The 16,145-nt window shown below is 57.1% G+C and carries 13 protein-coding genes; 4 read left to right on the top strand and 9 right to left on the bottom strand.

All coding sequences use genetic code 11. From position 1 onward, the window contains the following. Position 1: 1 nt before the first annotated feature. The 6 genes from narH to ACQ4N8_RS14950 all read right to left on the bottom strand — a co-directional run bounded on the left by narH (position 2) and on the right by ACQ4N8_RS14950 (position 7,365). Positions 2-1,501, bottom strand: a complete 1,500-nt coding sequence (gene narH / locus ACQ4N8_RS14975) for a nitrate reductase subunit beta (protein ID WP_430705179.1) — start codon at positions 1,499-1,501, stop codon at positions 2-4. Beyond that, positions 1,491-5,174, bottom strand: coding sequence for a nitrate reductase subunit alpha (locus ACQ4N8_RS14970; protein ID WP_430705178.1), 3,684 nt, complete (start codon positions 5,172-5,174; stop codon positions 1,491-1,493). Before ACQ4N8_RS14970 ends, narH begins: the two co-directional genes overlap by 11 nt. A 6-nt stretch (positions 5,175-5,180) precedes the next feature. Next, positions 5,181-5,456 (bottom strand): hypothetical protein, encoded by a 276-nt coding sequence (locus tag ACQ4N8_RS14965; protein WP_430705177.1) that lies wholly within the window; start codon positions 5,454-5,456, stop codon positions 5,181-5,183. Positions 5,457-5,462: 6 nt separating this feature from the next. Then, the gene (locus ACQ4N8_RS14960; RefSeq protein WP_430705176.1) at positions 5,463-5,786 is read right to left on the bottom strand and encodes a hypothetical protein; all 324 of its coding nucleotides are present in this window, start codon (positions 5,784-5,786) and stop codon (positions 5,463-5,465) included. After that, positions 5,740-6,216, bottom strand: a complete 477-nt coding sequence (locus ACQ4N8_RS14955) for a hypothetical protein (protein WP_430705175.1) — start codon at positions 6,214-6,216, stop codon at positions 5,740-5,742. The genes ACQ4N8_RS14960 and ACQ4N8_RS14955 overlap by 47 nt, the downstream gene beginning before the upstream one ends. A gap of 141 nt (positions 6,217-6,357) precedes the next feature. Next, positions 6,358-7,365, bottom strand: coding sequence for a DUF7309 domain-containing protein (locus tag ACQ4N8_RS14950; protein WP_430705174.1), 1,008 nt, complete (start codon positions 7,363-7,365; stop codon positions 6,358-6,360). A gap of 186 nt (positions 7,366-7,551) precedes the next feature. On the opposite strand from ACQ4N8_RS14950, the gene yhbH reads away from it, so the two are divergent. Continuing rightward, positions 7,552-8,712 (top strand): sporulation protein YhbH, encoded by a 1,161-nt coding sequence (yhbH, locus tag ACQ4N8_RS14945; RefSeq protein ID WP_430705173.1) that lies wholly within the window; start codon positions 7,552-7,554, stop codon positions 8,710-8,712. Further along, positions 8,709-10,148 (top strand): SpoVR family protein, encoded by a 1,440-nt coding sequence (locus tag ACQ4N8_RS14940; RefSeq protein ID WP_430705172.1) that lies wholly within the window; start codon positions 8,709-8,711, stop codon positions 10,146-10,148. Before yhbH ends, ACQ4N8_RS14940 begins: the two co-directional genes overlap by 4 nt. A gap of 67 nt (positions 10,149-10,215) precedes the next feature. Here ACQ4N8_RS14940 and ACQ4N8_RS14935 read toward each other — a convergent pair whose 3' ends face one another. Next, positions 10,216-10,539: a hypothetical protein gene (locus tag ACQ4N8_RS14935; protein ID WP_430705171.1), complete on the bottom strand. Its 324-nt coding sequence runs from the start codon at positions 10,537-10,539 to the stop codon at positions 10,216-10,218. A 165-nt stretch (positions 10,540-10,704) separates the two neighbouring features. Here ACQ4N8_RS14935 and ACQ4N8_RS14930 point away from each other — a divergent pair, with 165 nt between their 5' ends. After that, on the top strand, positions 10,705-11,685 hold the full coding sequence (locus ACQ4N8_RS14930) for an aldo/keto reductase (RefSeq protein ID WP_430705170.1): 981 nt from the start codon (positions 10,705-10,707) through the stop codon (positions 11,683-11,685). Positions 11,686-12,535: 850 nt separating this feature from the next. On the opposite strand, the gene ACQ4N8_RS14925 is transcribed toward ACQ4N8_RS14930, so the two are convergent. After that, positions 12,536-14,431 carry a PrkA family serine protein kinase gene (locus ACQ4N8_RS14925; protein ID WP_430705169.1) on the bottom strand — a complete coding sequence of 632 codons (1,896 nt, stop codon included), beginning with the start codon at positions 14,429-14,431 and terminating at the stop codon, positions 12,536-12,538. Positions 14,432-14,656: 225 nt separating this feature from the next. On the opposite strand from ACQ4N8_RS14925, the gene ACQ4N8_RS14920 reads away from it, so the two are divergent. After that, positions 14,657-15,409, top strand: coding sequence for a DUF2161 domain-containing phosphodiesterase (locus ACQ4N8_RS14920; RefSeq protein WP_430705168.1), 753 nt, complete (start codon positions 14,657-14,659; stop codon positions 15,407-15,409). Positions 15,410-15,737: 328 nt separating this feature from the next. On the opposite strand, the gene ACQ4N8_RS14915 is transcribed toward ACQ4N8_RS14920, so the two are convergent. Then, positions 15,738-16,061: a hypothetical protein gene (locus ACQ4N8_RS14915; RefSeq protein ID WP_430705167.1), complete on the bottom strand. Its 324-nt coding sequence runs from the start codon at positions 16,059-16,061 to the stop codon at positions 15,738-15,740. Between the last annotated feature and the right edge of the window lie 84 nt (positions 16,062-16,145).

The raw sequence follows: 16,145 nt of genomic DNA, 5'->3' as shown, positions 1-16,145 counted from the left end.
CTTAATCCCCCTTGGCAAAAAACTGCGCCATAAAGCCTTCTTCCGGCGTGATGCTTTCGATGCTGCAGGCCCCTTGCCGGTAATGGAGCCCGGCTTCGCCGATCATTTCCCGCCGTGCGGTCGGGATAACGAAACGTTCGTTATGCTTGGCAACGGCGAACAAGCGGGTCATCTCCTCGATTTCCTCCACGGTGGTTCCGGCTTCTTCAAGCAATCGGCTGCGCTTCAACGCATCCATGCCGCCGACGGCGCGGTCGCGCATCATGACGCGCATCGCCGTCATTTTCAGCAGCACGCGCCGAATCACCTTCGTGTCGCCCGCCGTAAGCAGCGAAGCCAGGTATTCCATCGGGATCCGCATCTGGTCGACGGCCGGAATATACATGTCCGTTTGCAGCTCGTCTTCTTCGATGTGGTTCATGATCGGGCTAAGCGGCGGCACGTACCATACCATCGGCAGCGTGCGGTACTCCGGATGCAGCGGCAGCGCCACCTTCCATTTCATCGCCATTTTATAGATCGGCGAGCGCCCCGCGGCATCGATCCAGGAGTCCGTGATCCCCGCTTTTCTCGCTTCCTTGATCACCTCCGGATCATGGGGATCGAGAAAGATGCCAAGCTGCGCTTCATATAGCTCCTGCGGATCCTCAACCGCCGCAGCGGCCTTGACCCGGTCGGCGTCATACAAAACGACGCCGATGTAGCGGATCCGCCCGACGCACGTTTCGGAGCAGATCGTCGAGAGCCCGGCCTCCGTGCGCGGGTAGCAGAAATTGCATTTCTCCGCCTTGTGGGTGTTCCAGTTGTAATACACCTTGTGGTAAGGGCAGCCGTTCATGCAGAAGCGCCAGCCGCGGCAGGCCTCCTGATCCACCAGCACGATGCCGTCCTCGTCCCGCTTGTAGAGCGCACCCGACGGACAGGAAGCGACGCAGGACGGATTCAGGCAATGCTCGCAAATCCGCGGCAGGTACATCATGAACGTTTTTTCATATTCGAAGGCGATATGGTCCTGCAGTTTCTTCACGTTGGGATCCAGCGGCGCGATTTCGTTGCCCCCGGCCAGGTCGTCGTCCCAGTTGGGCCCCCACTCCGGCTTGTCCATATATTCGCCCGTGATCATCGACACTGGCCGCCCGACCGGGAGATGCTTGCGCTTCGGGCTATGGATCAGGCTGTCGTAATCGTAGGTCCAGGGCTCGTAGAACCGGTCCAGATCGGCCATGTCCGGGTTGTAGAAAATGTTCGCCAGCTTGGCGATCGGCCCGCCGGCCCGCAGCGACAGCTTGCCGTTCCGCAGCACCCAGCCGCCCTTGTATCTTTGCACGTCCTCCCATTCCTTCGGGTATCCCGGCCCCGGACGCGTCTCCACGTTGTTGTACCACATATATTCCGTGCCGGGGCGGTTGGTCCAGGTATTCTTGCAGGTAACCGAGCAGGTATGGCAGCCGATGCATTTGTCGAGGTTCATCACCATCGCAACCTGCGTTTTAATCCTCAAGCCAATCTACCTCCTTCAGCGGGCGGATGATCGTCATCGTATCCCGTTGATTCCCCGTCGGGCCGTAATAGTTGAAGCCGTAGCTCAGCTGTGCGTAGCCGCCGATCATATGTGTCGGCTTGAGCGTAATCCGCGTCACGCTGTTGTGCGTGCCGCCGCGCTGCTTGCTGATCGACGTGCCCGGCACGCCGAGCGTGCGGTCCTGGGCATGGTACATATAAGCGATGCCCTCCGGAATCCGGTAGGTCAGAACCGCTCTCGCGGCGACGACGCCGTTGCGGTTGTACACCTCGATCCAGTCGTTGTCCTTGATGCCGATCGAGGCCCCGTCCTTCTCGTTCAGCCATACGACCTGCCAGCCGCGGAACAAGGTCGACATCTGGTTCGTGTCGGTGAACATCGTGTGGATGCCCCATTTCTGATGAGGGGTCAAGTAACGGATGGTCAGCGATTTCCCGTCGTTCGGCACTTCCTGTTCCCCCTTGAGAAAAGGAACGTGCTTCAGCGGCGGCAAATACAGCGGCAGCGCCTCCCCGAAATCGAGGATCATCTCGTGGTCGAGGTAGAAGCTTTGCCGGCCGGTCAGCGTACGCCAAGGGATGCCGTATTCGGTGTTCAGCGTAAACGGCGAATAACGGCGGTTGTCCTTCTCCAGCCCGCTCCAGACAGGGGCGGAGATGGCTTGGCGCGGCTGCGCCGTAATATCGAATAGCGTAAAGGCTTCCTCTTCGCGCGGTTTGGCGATCTCCGCGAGCTGCTTGCCGGTCTTCTTCTCCATGTCGTGCCAGCCTTCCACGGCCCGCTCCCCATTCGTCGCTCCCGACATCAGCAGAATCGCCTCGATCGCTTGACGGTCATCATACAAATCCGGCTGGCCTTTGCCGATACCTTCGCGTTTGGAGGCGCCTAGCCGCTCCATCAATTGCTTGTACACCCGCTCGCCCGGGATTTTGACCGCCTTCGAGCTGTACCCCTGCTTAATGTTCGGGCCGATCGTGATCATTTTGCCATAGACGTTCGGGTAGTCGCGCTTGACGATCTGGAAACGCGGCATGCTTTTGCCGGGGACGGCTTCCGTTTCCCCTTTGCGCCAGTCCTTGATTTTCCCGTGTACCTGGGCCAACTCGTCCGGGCTGTCATGGCCAAGCGGGGTCATCATCACGTCCTCGCAGGCGGGCAAGTGCTTCTCCGCAAGCTCCGAGAACGTTTTGGCGATTTCCCGGAACGCGTCCCAATCGCTTTTGCTCTGCCACGGCGGCGAAATCGCCGGATTAAACGGGTGGATGAACGGATGCATGTCCGTGCTGCTCAAATCGTGCTTCTCGTACCAGGTCGCCGCCGGCAGCACGATGTCCGAGAACAGTCCGGAGCTGGTCATGCGAAAATCGATGCTGACGAACAGATCCGTCTTGCCTTCCGGCGGCACGTCGTCGGTGCGCACGTCCTTCGGCCGCCAGGAGTGGCTCGGATCGGTCAGTACCTGATTGTCCGCGCCGATCAGGTGCTTTGCGAAATACTCATGTCCCTTGCCGCTATCTCCAAGCAAATTGGAGCGCCAGTTAAAGAACACCCGCGGAAAATTGCGCGGATCATTCGGATGCTCGATGGCAAAGTCCAGCTCGCCGTCTTTGGCCATCCGGGTGATTTCCTGCACGGCCTGGGCATCGTCCGACAGCCCTTTCTCGCGCAGCTCCTTCGCTACGTCCAGGGAATTTTGGCTGAACTGCGGGAACGATGGCAACCAGCCGAGCCTTGCGGCCAGGGCGTTGACGTCGGCCGGATGCATTTTGCCGTACCGCCCGCCCCATGGGGTATTCTGCTCCTCGTTCGCATGCGCCTCGTAACGGAACTGCTCCGTCGCAAAGTAGAAAAACGACGTACCGTTCTGCAACCGCGGCGGACGGATCCAGTCGCCGGCAAAAGCGATCTGCTGCCAGCCCTCCAGCGGCCGTACCTTCTCCTGACCGACGTAGTGGGCCCATCCCCCGCCGTTGACGCCCTGCGAGCCGGTGAGCATCACGAGGTTCAGGATCGCGCGGTAAATCTGGTCGCTGTGGTACCAGTGGTTGGTGCCGCCGCCCATCGCGATCATCGATTTGCCGCCGGTTTTGGCCGCATTGTCGGCGAATTCGCGGGCGACCTGGATGCAGTGCGACTTCTTCACTCCGGTGATGGCTTCCTGCCAGGCCGGCGTATACGGCTTCATATCGTTGTAATCGACCGGATAATCCCCCGGCAACCCGCGCGGCACGCCCACGTGAGCCATCATCAGATCGTACACCGTAGCCACCGTTAGCGTCTCGCCCGACCCGGTTTGCACCCGTTTGACCGGAACGCCGCGCCGTACCGTTTCGCCCTCCCGTTCCGCAAAATACGGAAAGTCCACCAAGGCGACTTCGTCGGCCCCGTCGATAAAAGTGAGCTGAGGATCAATGCGCGTTCCGTCCGGCTTGTCCAGGTCCAGGTTCCACTGCTTGCCCTGATCCCAACGGAACCCCTGGCTGCCGTTCGGCACCTCCGGCGTTCCGGTCGAGGCGTCCCACAGCACCGTTTTCCATTCAGCCAGCTCTTGGTCGTCGCCCAAATCGGCCGCTCGCAGGAACCGGTCCGAGCGCATGCTCCCGTTCTCTTCGTTCAGGATGACGAGGAAAGGAAGGTCAGTAAATTTCTTGACATAATCCACGAAATAAGGCGTTTGCCGATCCACGTAAAATTCCTTGAGAACGACGTGCGTCATCGCCATCGCCAAAGCGGCGTCCGTGCCTACGCGAGCCGGCAGCCAGATGTCGGCGAACTTCTCGTATTCGGAGTAATCCGGGCTCACCCCGACCACCTTGGTTCCGTTGTAGCGCGCCTCCACCATGAAATGGGCGTCCGGCGAGCGGGTCTGCGGGATATTGGTGCCCCAAATGATGAAATATTTCGTGTTGTACCAATCGCCGCTCTCCGGCACGTCGGTCTGTTCGCCCCATACTTGCGGCGACGCCGGCGGAAGGTCCGCATACCAGTCGTAGAAACTGAGGATCGTCCCGCCGATCAACGACAGAAACCGCGTCCCCGCGGCATAGCTGACCATCGACATGGCCGGAATCGGGCTGAAGCCGACGACGCGGTCGGGCCCGTATTGCTGGATCGTATGAATCGTGGCCGCGGCGATCATCTGGCAGGCCACGTCCCAATCGCCGCGCACGAATCCGCCTTTGCCCCGCGCTTTGACGTAACGCTCGCGCCTGCTTGGATCGCTCACGATGTTGCGCCAGGCGACCACCGGGTCCTTGACGGCGGCCATTTCCTCGCGCCACATGTCGTACAGCTCCCCGCGGATATACGGGTATTTCACGCGCAGCGGGCTGTAGGTATACCACGAGAAGCTCGCCCCCCGCGGGCACCCCCGCGGCTCGTATTCCGGAAAATCGGCGCCCGTCGTCGGATAATCCGTCTTCTGGGTCTCCCAGGTAATGATGCCGTCCTTCACGAACACGTTCCAGCTGCAAGAGCCGGTACAGTTCACGCCATGCGTGGACCGGACAACCTTGTCGTGCTGCCAGCGGCCGCGATACAGGCTCTCCCAATCGCGGCCGCGCGGACTTTCCTCCGTCCAGCCGTCATTGATGATTTCGCCGCGCCGCAAGTGCTTCAGCGACTGGAACAGCTTGTTTGACTTGTCTCCCACCTTGGATCATCCTTTCCGCTCCATGATTGATGGCGAGACCGGATTGAACCGCTCGCCCGCCAGCTTGAACGCTCCCGCTTCCGCCTGCAATTCTTCGGCGAACACGCTCCAGTCGGAGGCGTTGCAGGCGGCCAGGATCAAGCGCTGCAGCTCGTCCAGGCTGCGGATCGACGCGACTCGTTCGCGAACCTCGGGGCCCGGCATTCCGAAGCGCATTTCCAACACGGCCAGCAGGTCCTCCCGGTCCTGACTGACGAATAACTCAAGCTCGCGTGCCTCCAAATGGACTCAACCCCTCTTGTAGTACTCGGATATCAAAACCTTCTTCACCTGTACCGCGGCGTCGCGCATAAACGCGCTGATCCGCTCGTCGTTCCGCTCGATGGAATCCCAAGGGAAAAACCGGCTCTCCAGCCGGTCAAACCGTTCCCCATAACGTAACCGTACGGAAACCCCCTGGTCGTTAGCCTGTCCGCCCGCTTTAACATCATAAGGATGCAAACCGAGGCGGGCCAACTCATGGACCAAGCTGTCATACAGCCGGGGTTCGGCCGCTCGCAGCGGTTTATCCGGCAGCAGATCCGTCAATCTCAGCTCGGGCAGCCGTTCCATGGTGCATCGCCTCCACTTCCTTTTCTACCATTTCTTCTTCATCGCGGTTATGCATGAGATCGATCAGGATCAGCGCCTGAAAACGCTGAAGCACCTCTTCTCCCGCTTCGCCGAGCTCCAAGCGCTCCCTGATCCGGGCGACCAGCTCCCGCATGAGATTATGGTCCCGGGTTAAGGCGACGACGGCATCTCGCAGCTCCGGCTTCATTTCTAACGCCTCGACATAGAGCCCTTCTTCCTCGCTTTGCGCATGCTGCAGGGTCCGCGATTCCCAATGCTCGACGGCGATCCAGGCGATATCCAGCGCTTTCTCGCGTTCTCCCCGGCGCAGGCTGAGCGCGAGCAGCTCCGTCAGTTCCTTGGCTTCTTCCAAAGCAGCCTCGTGAATCAAAGCGTGGCTGTCCACTTTTCGTAAGGAGGGTCCAGACATCCCGAAAACACATCCTTTTGTGGTTAATTTTTACTATCGTTCGCTTTATAAATCCGATTTATACCAAATCCGGACACAAAAAAATGCCAGGAGATTTCCAGCCAACGCTGGATTCCCGGCATTTTTTTGACTCCGCACGGATTAAAACAGATGCCCGCTCATCGCCTGTTGGAATTCTTCAATCGCCGGCAGCTCGGGTACAAGTCGATACTCCAAACCCAACCCCGCGATCACGTTGTCCAATCGGCCAAATACTATTTCGTCCGTAGACACCAGCAGAGCGGGGACGACGTGATGCGTCTCTATCAGTTGCAGCAAGCCTTCGGCCAAATCCCCGGCCGCTTCGGACTGTTTCGTCATCCCGTGATGCAGCATCATTCCGGTTTCCTGGTCCGCAATCAGATTCATCGTGGGATAAAACGGCCGGCCTTCCTCCTGGATCGGCATCGGAACGAAAAAGCTGGCCACCTCCCAAATGCCCCCGCTATGCTTGACGGTCCGTTTAGCTTTTGCCATTCGCAGCTCGTCCACCATCAGCGTCTCCTGCTCCCGCAGCATGGGCTTCTTCGCCTCCGGACTCCGCCATTCGCTGGTCCAACCGGACAACACTTTCTTCGGAACGCGCACGAGAAAACGTTCCCCGTTTCCTTCCAATAGGGCATCGGGATTGTTTTGATACGCTAAGCTGACTTCCAGAGCCTGCTCGATCGCATCGGTCAAAAATAAGACGTCGTCCCGGCTTAACAGCGGCCATGGCACATAACCCGGTTCGTAAAGTCGGAAGGTGGGCCAGGCGTTTTTTCCGCGATAGGAGAAACCAAGCTCTTTCACTCGTTTATATTCCTCGGGATACAAATCATCCCGATTATCGAAAGACAACATATAACAGTGTTGGGCAAACAACGGATCCCCTGCGAAATCTCCATTCAGCATACTCAGTACCGTATGTAACCCCGGGCCGCCCATATAAACGGCCATCCCATACATTTCACCGCCATTGCCCATCACGCAGCAATAACCGGTCTCGTCTTTTATCGGGCTGCTAACGCCGAATAGATGAACATTCGATAACCATTCCCAAGGCTTGACCTTTTTGAATTGGGCTGCCGCTTCATAAAGCCGCGACCATTCGACTGCCGTTGGTTCCAAAATACATCCTCCTTCTCTGAACGCTTCCTGCTTCTATTAATAATAATGGCCTTTTCCTTCCTTTTCCACCCTATTTGTTTCCACCCCCCGCGCGCTCCCTCACATATCGCCCCTCCCCGTGAATATACTTAATTTACATCCACTAAAACAGCGTTCCGCAGAATCCACAAATGGAGGTGTTCACCATTGTCTGCACCTGAACGGTATAACTTTGTCGTCTCCAAAGAGGATTGGTCGCTGCATCGCAAAGGGTATCAGGATCAGCAGCGCCACCAGGAGAAAGTACGGGAGGTCATTCGGCAAAATCTCCCGGATCTCGTCACCGAAGAGAACATCATCATGTCGGACGGAAAGCAGATCATCAAGGTACCCCTGCGCAATTTGGAGGAGTACCGCTTTATCCATAATTACCAGAAGCATAAGCATGTCGGCCAGGGAGACGGGAGCAGCGAAGTGGGTGACGTGCTTGGCCAGGACAGTCCCAAGGATAGCGGAAAAGGCGGCAAGGCGGGCGATCAGCCGGGCCACGATTATGTAGAGGCGGAGATCAGCATTGAAGATCTGGAGGATATGCTGTTCGACGAACTGGAGCTTCCCTTCATTCAGGAAAAAGATAAAGATGAGCTGGAAACCGAGGCGATCCGCTTCAACGACATTCGCAAAAAAGGCCTGATGTCCAACATCGACAAGAAGCGTACCATCCTGGAAAACCTGCGCCGCAACGCCACCGCCGGCACCCCCGGCATCCACGGCATTTCGCCGGACGATCTCCGGTACAAAACGTGGGAGGAAATCGTCATCCCTCGCTCTAACGCCGTCATCCTCGCCATGATGGATACGTCGGGCTCCATGGGGGCGTTCGAGAAGTACTGCGCGCGCAGCTTTTTCTTCTGGATGACCCGGTTCTTGCGTCGGCAGTACGAGAAGGTCGAGATCGTGTTCCTGGCGCATCATACCGAGGCCAAGGAGGTCAGCGAGGAGGAATTTTTCACCCGCGGGGAAAGCGGCGGCACGATCTGCTCCTCGGTGTACCAGAAAGCGCTGGACATCATCGACGCCCGTTACCCGCCGTCCAGCTACAACATTTACCCTTTCCATTTCTCGGACGGCGACAATCTGACCTCCGACAACGAGCGCTGCGTCAAGCTGATCAGCGAGCTCATGAAGCGGAGCAATCTGTTCGGCTACGGGGAGGTCAATCAATATAACCGCGGCAGCACGCTGATGTCCGCCTACCGGACCATCAAGCAGGAGAAATTCATGTATTACGTCATCAAGGAAAAAGGCGAGGTCTATAACGCGCTGAAACGGTTTTTCCACAAGCGCGAAGGAGGTGCGGCGAGTTGAAAAACGAGCATGAACAACTGGAATACGCCATCGCCGAAATCATGGAGATCGCCGATTCCTTCGGCCTCGACTATTACCCGATGCGATACGAAATTTGTCCCGCCGATATCATCTATACGTTTGGCGCCTACGGGATGCCAACCCGATTCTCGCACTGGAGCTTCGGCAAAACGTTCAACAAGATGAAGATGCAATACGATTTCGGGCTCAGCAAGATCTACGAGCTCGTCATCAACTCGAATCCGTGTTACGCCTTCTTGCTGGAGGGCAACTCCCTGATCCAGAACAAGCTGATCGTCGCTCACGTCCTGGCGCATTGCGATTTCTTCAAGAACAACCTGCGCTTCTCCGGCACGAACCGGGACATGGTCGAGAGCATGTCGGCGACCGCCGAGCGGATCAGCCGTTACGAGTTGGCGTACGGCGCTGATACGGTGGAGAGCTTCATCGACGCGGTGCTGGCGATTCAGGAGCATGTCGACCCGCAGCTGATCAAGCCGAACCGCTACGACAAACGCCGGCAGATGGAAGAGAAGCTGCGGCGGGCCAAGGAAGGCCGGCGGGGCCAGGCCAAACCGAAGGAATACGACGACCTGTGGTCGCTGGGCGAGGAGCCGGACCGGCGCGCCGCGGAATCCCGGGAGTCCTCCGCAAGCTTCCCTCCCGAGCCGGAGAAGGACGTCGTTTGGTTCATCCAGGAGTACTCGGAGACGCTGGAGGACTGGCAGCGGGACATCATGAGCATGCTGCGCGAGGAGATGCTGTATTTCTGGCCGCAGATGGAAACGAAGATCATGAACGAAGGCTGGGCCTCCTATTGGCATCAGCGCATCATCCGCGAGCTTGACCTGACCAGCGACGAAACGATCGAATTCGCCAAGCTCAACGCCTCCGTCGTGCAGCCCTCGCGGCAAAGCCTGAACCCGTATTACCTCGGGCTGAAGATCTTCGAGGACATCGAACGCCGCTGGGACCATCCGACCGAAGAAGAGCAGCGGCGCTTCGGGCACTTGCCGGGACAGGGAAGGGAGAAAATCTTCGAGGTCCGCGAGCTGGACTCCGACATCTCCTTCCTGCGCAGCTATTTGACCAAAGATCTGGTTCGCGACCTCGATCTGTACATTTTCGAGAAGCAGGGCCCGGAGTGGAAAATCACCGACAAGACGTGGGAACACATCCGCGATCAGCTGGTCGCCTCCCGCGTCAACGGCGGCTCCCCTTACATCGTCGTCCAGGACGGCGACTACCTGCGATCCGGCGAGCTGCTGCTGAAGCATCAGTATGAAGGCCTCGAGCTCGACCTGAAGTACCTGGAGCACACGCTCCCCCACGTTTACCGCCTGTGGGGACGTCCCGTTCACCTCGAAACCGTGGTCGAGGATAAGCGGGCCATGTTCTCTTACGACGGGCAGAAGCATTTCCGAAAGATGATCTGAGGCTGAACGACAAGAAGAGCCGCCGGGCTTAGAATCCGGGAGGCTCTTTTCTTTTGCCGGTATCCGGTTAGGACAATAAGGCGATCACTAGCAACTCGTACAGTACAAGCGTTAAAATCAGCTCGTCGCTCCCACTATAAAAAGGACTGCCTCCAAACGCACGCTGCCCCCCGTATCTCGACACAGCTACATGCAGCATCCCGCCTTGGCAGTGAACGATCCTGCCGACGTACACCTGGCCGTCCATCGTTTCGATGCGAACCCTTTGATTCATGTGCTGCCGGCATATTCCATGCAGCCGATCGCGGATCGAGCGCAAGTTTTGCGCGACTTGCGGATCCGCCTGGTAGATGACTCGTTGCTGCGGCATTCCCCATGGTTGAACACTCATTCGTCTGTCGCCTCCAATGGATTCAAATTCAAAATATCGTATGCGGATACCCAGACGATGGTGAAACGGGGCGATTCACCTGCATGTGCCGGTTGACATACGCGAGTATAATGAAGGTGTGAATTATCTAGAAAAATCGACCAAATCAAAAGTTGGAGGTTTGCGATGAGCGCAACATCGATTCCGCTGCACAAGCATGGGATTCAAGCCAGTCAGCTCGTTTTGGGGTGCATGAGAATGGGCGGCGATTGGGATAAGAACAACCCCTTTACCGAGGAACACGTCAAACAAGGGCAACGTGCCGTGGAAGCCGCGCTCGAAATCGGCATCAACATGTTCGACCATGCCGACATTTACGCCGTCGGTAAAGCGGAGCGCGTATTCGGCGAGGTCTTGAAAGCCAAGCCGGAGCTGCGGGAGCAGATTATCCTGCAATCCAAATGCGGGATCAAGTTCCCGGAAGGGACGAGCCCGCACCAGTTCGATTTTTCCGCCGGGCATATTTTGCGGAGCGTCGACGGAATTTTGCAGCGGCTTGGCACGGAGTACCTCGACATTTTGCTGCTGCATCGTCCCGATCCGCTCATGGATCCGGAGGAAGTGGCGCAGGCGATCCGGCAGCTCAAGGCCTCCGGCAAGGTCCGCCATTTCGGCGTGTCCAACATGAGCCAAGGCCAAATCAAGCTGCTGCAAGCCTATAGCGACGAGAAATTCATCGTCAACCAGCTGGAGCTGAGCCTGCTGAAGACCGGGTTCCTGGAAACGGGCGTCCACGTCAATCAGGATGCGGCCAAGGACGACGTGTTCCCGGAAGGCACGATGGAATATTGCCGCTTGAACCATATCCAGCTGCAATCGTGGGGGCCGCTCGCCCAAGGCCTGTACTCCGGCCGCTCGCTGGAGGGGCACAGCGAAAGCGTCGTCGCCACGGCCAAGCTGGTGCAGCAAATGGCGGCGGACAAAGGCACGACGCCCGAGGCGACCGTGCTCGCCTGGCTGATGACCCATCCGGCCGGCATCCAGCCGGTCATCGGCTCGATCAACCCGGACCGCATCCACGCCTGCAAGGACGCAGCCGAATTGCGCCTGACCCGCGACGAGTGGTACACGCTGTACATCGGCTCGCGCGGAAGAAGCATGCCGTAAGGAGGCTACGCGGGCTCGTCTGTCGACCAACTAAATGGAAAACCTCCTGTTAATTTTTGCGATTCCACCTGTTGGAGCATAGGCGTTCCATTAAACCCAACAATTTACCCGATGTGCATAAAGACAGGCCAAGTGTGGCGGTCTATAGGGTTCGAGTCTTGTTGTCTCTGCATGCCGCTTTGCACGATTATCCCTTTCGTTAAGGGAGTAAAGGTCGGGGGCTAGTAGATGTGAAGCAGACCGGAGAGGAGATCCATGACAAGAAGCGATTGATACGAAAATACTGTGATTTAGCTGCAGTCTAAACCCTTCCGTCAGCAGAAACGACTGCATCGTCATACGGACCCCCGCCTGCTTCTTTGGCCTAAGGCCCGCCTCATGATTTCGAACCGATCTATTTTCTCCACCTAATATTTTCTTTCCTATCCCCGAGGCTTGCCGGTTTCTCTGTTACCTGGTCAAACGGGATAATTGTGCAAAGCTTCCGGACAGCGAGGGTTGACCTAACGCCAAAAGGTTGCCGGCTTTATTGTCAAGCATGGATGATTAGAAATTCCATGGATTTCATGAATGCTTTAATGCAACGCTAGTGCTGTTGGAGCGGTTTTTCGCAGAATTAGATGGACTTCTTCCAGTTAATTCGGGCAAATCGCCGATATTGCACATAATTAACAGGAGAAAATCCAGTTAGTTTACTATGAGAATAGCAATGTCAGAACTGACAATACGCACCTAGCGAGTGAGCAAGCAAAAAAAACGTAACGAAGCAAGCCAAACTCCGATTTAGGAGTAGAGATGCAGCAAAAAAGGTGGAGGGGAAGTCCCCTCCACCTTTAGCTTTTTCAACTAGTTACCGGTTGAGCAGACTGCCGACGTAGCGCAGCAGCTCGTTGGCGCATACCGGGCAGTAGCCGTGCTCGTCGATCAGGCGTTTGCTGACCTCGTTGATGCGTTTGAGCTGGTTTTCATCCGGCGTTTTGGTCGAGGTGGTGATTTTGACGATGTCTTTAAGATCGGTGAACAGTTTCTTTTCGATCGCTTCCCGCAGCCGGTCGTGGTGGTTGTATTCGAATTTCCGCCCTTTCCGCGAGTAGGCGGAGATGCGGATCAGGATTTCCTCCCGGAACGCCTTCTTGGCGTTTTCCGAGATGCCGATTTGCTCTTCGATTGAACGCATCAGCCGCTCGTCGGGATCCATCTCCTCATCCGTGAGCGGATCGCGGATTTTCGTCCAGTTGCAGAACGCCTCGATATTATCGAGGTAGTTCTCGAACAGCGTTCGCGCCGATTCCTCAAACGAGTACACGAACGCCTTCTGCACTTCTTTTTTGGCCAATTCGTCGTATTCCTTGCGGGCAACGCCGATAAAGTTCAGGTACCGCTCGCGTTCCTCTTTCGTAATCGAAGCATGCTGATCAAGGCCGTCCTTGATCGCCCGCAATATATCGAGAGCCCCCATGCAATGCAAATCCTGCTTAATGAGCGCGCTGGAAATCCGGTTGATGACGTAACGCGGGTCGACGCCGGACATCCCTTCCTCCAGATATTCGTTTTGCAATTCCTTCAAGTCGGCGTCTTTAAAGCCTTCCACTTCCTCGCCGTCGTAGAGCCGCATTTTTTTCACCAGATCGATGCCCTGCTTTTTCGTTTCCTTCAAACGGGTCAGGATGGAGAAGATGGCCGCCGACCGAAGCGCGTGCGGGGCGATATGGATGTGGCTCATGTCGCTTTGGCCGATCAGCTTCGAGTAAATTTTCTCCTCCTGCGACACCTTGAGGTTGTAGGGGATCGGCATGACGATCATCCGCGACTGCAGCGCTTCGTTTTTCTTGTTGGCAATAAACGATTTATATTCCGCTTCGTTCGTATGGGCGATAATGAGCTCATCCGCGCTGATTAACGCAAACCGGCCCGCTTTGAAATTGCCTTCCTGGGTCAAAGACAGCAGGTTCCACAGGAACTTCTCGTCGCATTTCAGCATCTCCTGGAACTCCATCAGCCCGCGGTTGGCTTTGTTCAGCTCGCCGTCGAACCGGTACGCCCGCGGATCGGATTCCGAGCCGTATTCGGTGATCGTGGAGAAATCGATGCTGCCGGTCAAATCGGCGATGTCCTGCGATTTCGGATCGGACGGGCTAAACGTACCGATGCCGATGCGCTCGTCTTCGGATAAGAGCACCCGCTCGACCCTGACATTTTCGATGTCGCCGCCGTACTCGGTCTTGAGCTTCATCTGGCAAACGGGGCATAAATTGCCCTCGATGCGGACGCCAAGCGCCTTCTCTACGTCCGGCCTTAACTCATGCGGCACGAGATGGAGCGGATCCTCATGCATCGGGCACCCGGTGATGGCGTAAACGGCCCCTTGATCGGTCCGGGAGAATTTCTCCAGCCCGCGCTTCAGCAAGGTCACGAGCGTCGATTTGCCCCCGCTGACGGGGCCCATCAGGAGCAGGATCCGTTTGCGCACGTCCAGCCGGCGGGCGGCGGAGTGGAAATACTCCTCGACCAGCTTTTCGATGGCCCGGTCCAGTCCGAAAATTTCCTGCTCGAAAAATTTATACCTTTTCCGGCCGCCTTCTTCCTCGACACCGAACGACTTGATCATTTCGTAAACTCGGGCATGGGCAGTCATCGCCGGCGAAGGATCTTGAGCCAACAATTCGATATATTGTTTAAATGTGCCGCTCCACGACAAGGAGTCGCTTTCCGCCCGGTAAGCCGCCATACGTTCAAAAATGTCCATGTTAGGTACCTCCTGTACTCCCGCTTTAGGGGTTCTCCCGCGTCCCCGACTTTTGATCCGCGCTGAATGAATATGGAGCTTCCACGTTAAAAAGTGTATTACATACCTATGCGGCTTTGATGGAGAAGTTGACCTTTTTTCCGATGAAAATATTCGGATGGAAAAAGTAGGAATTCGTCTTTGTGATATAATCTAGCTTAGATTGGGAACGAAGAGGGGATCGTCATGGCGGTACAGCATGAGACGGAATTGTACGCTCCGCTAAAGGCTTTTTTTGAGGAGCGGGGGTATATCATCCGAAGCGAAGTCCGGCATTGCGACTTGGTGGGCGTACGGCCTGGCAGCGATCGGACGCTGATCGTGGAAATGAAAAAAACGTTTAATCTGCCCTTGCTGCTGCAGGGCTTGGAGCGTCAACGCCTTAGCGACGAGGTGTATTTGGCCGTAGAGCGCAACCGGGCCAAAAAAGGCGCGCACAATCAGCGGTGGAGCGAAATCACTTTATTGTGCCGCCGCCTGAATTTGGGCTTGATCGCGGTGACCCAATATAAAACGAAGCCCGCGTTCGTGGAGATTTTGTGCTCGCCGGGAGATACTGTCTATACGCCGGGGCCGAAAGTGGTAAAACGGCGGGCCGAGCGGCTGCTGCACGAATTCCACGAGCGCAGCGGCGATTACAACGTCGGCGGCAGCACCGGCACCAAGCTGGTGACGGCCTATCGCGAAAAAGCGCTGCGCGTGGCGCTCGCCCTGCAGGAGGGCACGGAGATGGCCCCGCGGGACGTGCGCGAACGCAGCGGCGTCGGCACGGCGGCGGCGATCCTGCAGCGCGACTACTATGGCTGGTTCCGCCGCGTCGCCCGCGGCCGTTATTCGCTGACGCCGGCCGGCGCGGAGTGTCTTAAGGAGTACGCCCACGTCGTCGATGCGTGGCGGCGCACGGCCGCCGCCGAGGAGCCTGGCGACGAGGCGGAGTAAAGCGGCGGGCTCCGTATTCGATTTTTCGAATACAATTCGTCTCTAACGACATAAAGTACGAATTCTATTCGAATTTTCATACAGATTTTTGGCTTCCGTTTTCCTGAGACCTAATTAAGTATGAAATTTCATATACATTGTGCCAAAATCGTCGGAAACGGTGAATTCTATTCGATTTTTCGTATATATTTCTTGCCTGTTCCTTTCGGCATCCCGGATTGGGGAAGCAGGGCCCCGAAGTTTTAAGGAACGCTAATACCAAACGGGTCCACGAGCGGAGAAAGCCTGTATTTCTGCAGGAATAGATTGGTGGCGCGCTGCTTGCTAGTTAGTCCACTGAACGCCCCGTAAAATCCGCGAGGGCGGCGGCGATGCGCGCCAGCCCCTCGCGCAGCCGCGCCGGCCCGTGCGCGGCCACGGTGAGCCGGATGAAGCGATCATCCGGCTCTTTGGCGTAGCACAGCGTCCCCGGCAGGAACGCTGTGCCTTCCAGCAGCGAAGCGCGCAGCAGCGCTTCGCCGGAGATCCCGGCGGGCAGGCGCAGCCAGAGGAACAGCCCGCCGCCGGGATCTTCCGCGCAGGCACCCCGCCAGGCCGGCGCCTGCAGCAGCTCCAGCGCGAGCGCGCGCCGCTCGGCATACGCCGCCGCCATTTTCGCAAAAAGCTCTTTGAAAAAACAAAAAGGATGCGCTATAATAATTAACGCATCCTTTTTTCATACCCCTGTGTCCCAGTA

It is taken from the genome of Paenibacillus macerans, from assembly GCF_050565405.1.
GTDB lineage: Bacteria > Bacillota > Bacilli > Paenibacillales > Paenibacillaceae > Fontibacillus > Fontibacillus macerans_B.
The sequence above is the reverse complement of the archived record's forward strand: the minus strand, read 5'-3'. Positions and strand labels throughout refer to the sequence as shown.